At 31.8% G+C, this 4,324-nt stretch carries 3 protein-coding genes; 1 reads left to right on the top strand and 2 read right to left on the bottom strand.

Annotation, left to right across the window (positions count from 1 at the left end; all coding sequences use genetic code 11):
- Positions 1-280: 280 nt before the first annotated feature.
- Positions 281-1,756: an MDR family MFS transporter gene (locus V7014_RS26100; RefSeq protein ID WP_335511865.1), complete on the bottom strand. Its 1,476-nt coding sequence runs from the start codon at positions 1,754-1,756 to the stop codon at positions 281-283.
- A 146-nt stretch (positions 1,757-1,902) separates the two neighbouring features.
- Between V7014_RS26100 and V7014_RS26105 the strand changes: the two genes are divergently transcribed.
- Positions 1,903-2,478 (top strand): TetR/AcrR family transcriptional regulator, encoded by a 576-nt coding sequence (locus V7014_RS26105; RefSeq protein ID WP_335511868.1) that lies wholly within the window; start codon positions 1,903-1,905, stop codon positions 2,476-2,478.
- A 127-nt stretch (positions 2,479-2,605) separates the two neighbouring features.
- On the opposite strand, the gene V7014_RS26110 is transcribed toward V7014_RS26105, so the two are convergent.
- Complete coding sequence (locus V7014_RS26110) at positions 2,606-3,445, bottom strand: HAD-IIB family hydrolase (protein WP_335511870.1); 840 nt, start codon at positions 3,443-3,445, stop codon at positions 2,606-2,608.
- Between the last annotated feature and the right edge of the window lie 879 nt (positions 3,446-4,324).

Below are 4,324 nucleotides of genomic sequence, written 5' to 3' on the forward strand. Positions count from 1 at the left end.
AGACAGATAGTGGCTAACTAATTTATTAAATTATATATTGAACGAGTGATCTGATGGATCATTATAGTAGGATTACTAAGTTTATGCTTTCCTGTTGTCTAACTTTTTCCTTTCAAGAACAGGTAAGGGTGGACGATATAGTAAAGGGGCTGTCTCAAAAGAGATAATTTAACCTAAAACGGATAAAAAGTGAAAGGCCGAAATGTTGATGTAACAGCATTTCGGCCTTCTCATATTTGTACGATTTCTCTTCCAAAGGGACTTATGGGGCAGCCCCTTTTTATTTTTCATTGTAAGAGAGTTGAGTGGATTTCACTTTCTTATTTTTCCCTTTTAAGAATAACGATGCAACGAGGGCAACGATTATAAAGATTAACCCAAGCGTAAATGCTCCTTGGTAGCCAGATATTAATCCATTTAACTGTTCTAAAGGATCCATAGGATTCGCTGAGTTTTCCATATATTGAGTTGTTCCTGAAGACATTTTAGATATGATTATAGCTGTGCCAATTGCTCCAGCTATCTGTTGTAATGTATTGAAGAGAGCAGCACCGTGTGGATGAAGCTCTGGTGTTAATTGATTTAAACCATATGTTTGTGCTGGCATCACAAACATGAGTCCAATCATTAATACGCTGTGCATCAAGATAATTTGTATCGATGTTGTTTCCTGGTTAATGCCAGTAAATAGCCACATTGCAACAGCTACTAACAAAATACCAGGGATGATAATAAGCTTTGGACTAAATTTATCAAATAATTTACCTGCTATCGGTCCCATTATGGCACTAATAATACTTCCTGGTAGCATTATTAGCCCTGATTTAAAGGCTGTAACAAGTAAAACCGATTGTAAGAACATTGGCAATAACATCATTGTTGAGAACAGTGACATCATGACGATGAACATTAACCCAATTGTTAATGTAAACATTGGAAATCTGAATGCGCGTAGTTCTAAAATTGGATTATCGATTTTTAATTGACGAACAACAAACATTAATAACGATATAGATCCGATTATTAAAGAGTAATAAACTTTAGGATCTGACCATCCTGAATCACCTGAAGCACTAAAGCTATACACAATACCACCGAAACCTAATGTTGATAAAAGAATTGATAAATAATCAACTTTTGGTCGTGTTAACTCTGTAACATTTTGAAGATACTTCATTCCAATTACAATTGAAATGATTACTATAGGAATAACCATGTAGAATAACCAGCGCCACCCAAGTGAATCAACGATCATTCCGGATAATGTAGGACCAACTGCTGGTGCAGACATCATAACAAGTGCTATTAAGCCCATTGTGGCACCACGTTTTTCAGGTGGATAAATTGTTAAAATCGTAGTCATTAGTAATGGTGTAATTAACCCAGTGGCGATTGCTTGGACAATACGACCAATTAATAAAACAGCAAATGTCGGTGCAAACCCAGCAATCAAAGTACCGACTAAAAAAGTTAACATGGCGGTTAAGAACATTTGTCTCGTTGTGAACCATTGTTGAAGTAAAGCTGTAATCGGTACTAAAACTCCAACAACTAACATGTAGGCTGTAGAAAGCCATTGAATTGTGGAAGGTGTTACATCAAATTCTCTCATTAATACAGTTAAAGCATTACCAAGTAATGTTTCATTTAATAATGCGACCATTGCACCTAAAATTAATGCAATTAAAATGGGCGTATGTTTAATAGTAGAGATATCAATTTTGCTATTAGTGGAACTCGTGGTTGTAATATTCATTTATTGATTTTTCCTCTTGCTTTCTTTATTTTTAATACATTTGTATACAAAAGATCATATTCAATATAATATACATATGTAGATTAAAGAGGGAGAATCAATTTTCAGTGGTTGTATAATTAATCTACAGATAAGGAGAATTGTAGATGAAAAATAATGAGGGGCAGCTGGATTTACGTGTCAGACGTACACATAAATTATTATGGGAGTCTTTATTTGAATTAATGACACAATCAAAACAGAAATATAGTACCATTACCATCAACCAAATCTGTGATCGTGCGATGGTGCATCGAACAACATTTTATAAACATTTTGAAGATAAAGATGCATTATTGGCAGCTGGATTTAAACAATATGAAAAAGAAGTTTTTAAAATTCCGCTTTTAGATCGATTAAGTAAGCCGTTTCAAGTGATAGAACAATTCTTACATCATAAAGAGATTGGTAAAATAATAGAGTCACAAATGGATGATGAGCAATTCATCAGCCGCATACATTTTCAAAATCATGAAATAAAGAAACAGGAGAATCAAGAGCTAAATCGACTTTGTAAAAATCATACGATACCTAATGATTTAATTATCGAATTCCATTCAGGTGTAATTTCAACTTTAAGCATATGGTGGTTTCAGAATAGAAAAAGTGTTTCAGCAGAAGAAATGGATAGATACTTCAGTCAATTGATTAATCAAGATATTTTTGAATTTGAAAAGGAATGAATAGTAACGTTTAAAGTGAAAGAACTGTTATAATACTCGCTTTATTTTATATAAAAAAGGAGTTGGGAATAGTATTGTCCCAAACTCCTTTGTTTATTGATACTTTAGCATCACTTCTTACAAAAATTTATGAAAAGAATTTTCTAAGAACTTCTAAAATCCCTTTAGAATAATCAGATAATGCCACTTTATTATGTAATAGCCTAGCTTCTTCAGTAGCATTTGCTAATAAATAGCCATGTTGAACTGCTTTTAGCATGCCGATATCATTGCCGCTATCTCCAAATGCAATTGTGTTAGTTAAAGGGACGTTGTGATGTTTCATCATAAACTTAACGATTTCTTCCTTCCCTGCAAAATCAGGAAAAAAATCAACATCAAAAGCACCTTCTGGATCTCCCGCCTTAGGATTACAACGGTTGATATTTAATCCAATACCATTAATTTTTGCTAGATTCCTAATTTTATTTAAATCACTTTCAGTTTGTGTATCTGAGCTAATCATATAGTAATAATTTGATTTGTAACGCTTCTGACCTAATTGAGTCTGCCCTACTAGTTTTATTTCATATTGATTATAAAGTTCATTAACTAACTCTGCTATCTTGGAGTTTGAAAAGTTAGAATGCTGTAGTTTATTTTCCCATTCTTTTATAGGGATTAATTGACCATTTTCGTTTACATCGACTAGTTCAGTTCCTAAATCACTAGCTATAAAATGAGGACAATAGGACATCTTTGCCCGCTCCATCTTATGACCAATTTGATCAATGTCACTACCAGTTACCCATCCGATTTTGACAAACTTTTCATTCGAAAGTTTATTAAGGTATTCTTCTAGCTCACATAAACTGTTTAATTGCTCTTTGGTACAAGCATGAGGGAAGTACGTTTCATCAAAATCAAAAAAGATTAAATATTCTACCTTATTTGAAATAGAAAAACTATTATGTAGTTTATAATTCATCATAAACACTCCATTCATTTATTATGATAAAGAAAAATGGCGGGGCTTTCCTAGCTCACTTCTATTGAAGTAGTAGATCAAAGCCTATTTAATATCTTGAATCTCAGACATAAGTAGTATATTACAAAAATCTCATATAAATAATAGTAATATAGTATTTGACATTATCTATTCAAACCAAAATGACATATTTTTGTCGATTCCCAAAAGGTATTGAAACGATTTTATTTTATAGTAGAAATCTTAGAATATTCTAATTCATATTATTTGTATTTACAAGTTTTATACTATTCTCGAAAAGTTAAAGGATGCTATATTTTGTAAAAAACCTTTGCTGTTTTTGATGAATAATTTGACTGTATATATATTTATTGGATGTGAATGATCCAGAATAATACACTTGCCAATAGCTCTTTTTAAAAAGTTTTTTTTATTTTTTTAAAAATTCCTATTGCTAATTTTATTTTCAATTGATAAAATAACCTCGTTGTTACTTTTGGAAAGCAATTATTCATGTATGAGGGTCTTTCCAAGCAAATAAGTTTTGACCACTTTCCTAATGGAAAGTCAAGGCCATACGGACAGCCGGGTCAAATGCCGATTGGCAACTTCGTTGCCTTATTGATTGAGTTAAAAGCTCAAATTTTATAAGTTGGTTACTTTACAACCAATGTGTGCAAATGCATATCAACTTGTGAAACGGTCAATAAGAGTAGTAAAAGTAATTATTTGCTATATAGACTCTAAAAACCTATTCAGGTATATTTGAATATTGAAAAGCTTTCTAAAAATAAAAATAATTGGACTTTTTTTGAAAGATTTATATATAGAACTGTCTTCTAGTTTATTTTTATGCTTTTTTAATATTGTAATTATATC

It is taken from the genome of Bacillus sp. JJ722 (genome assembly GCF_036963345.1).
Taxonomy (GTDB): Bacteria; Bacillota; Bacilli; order Bacillales; family DSM-1321; genus Bacillus_AD.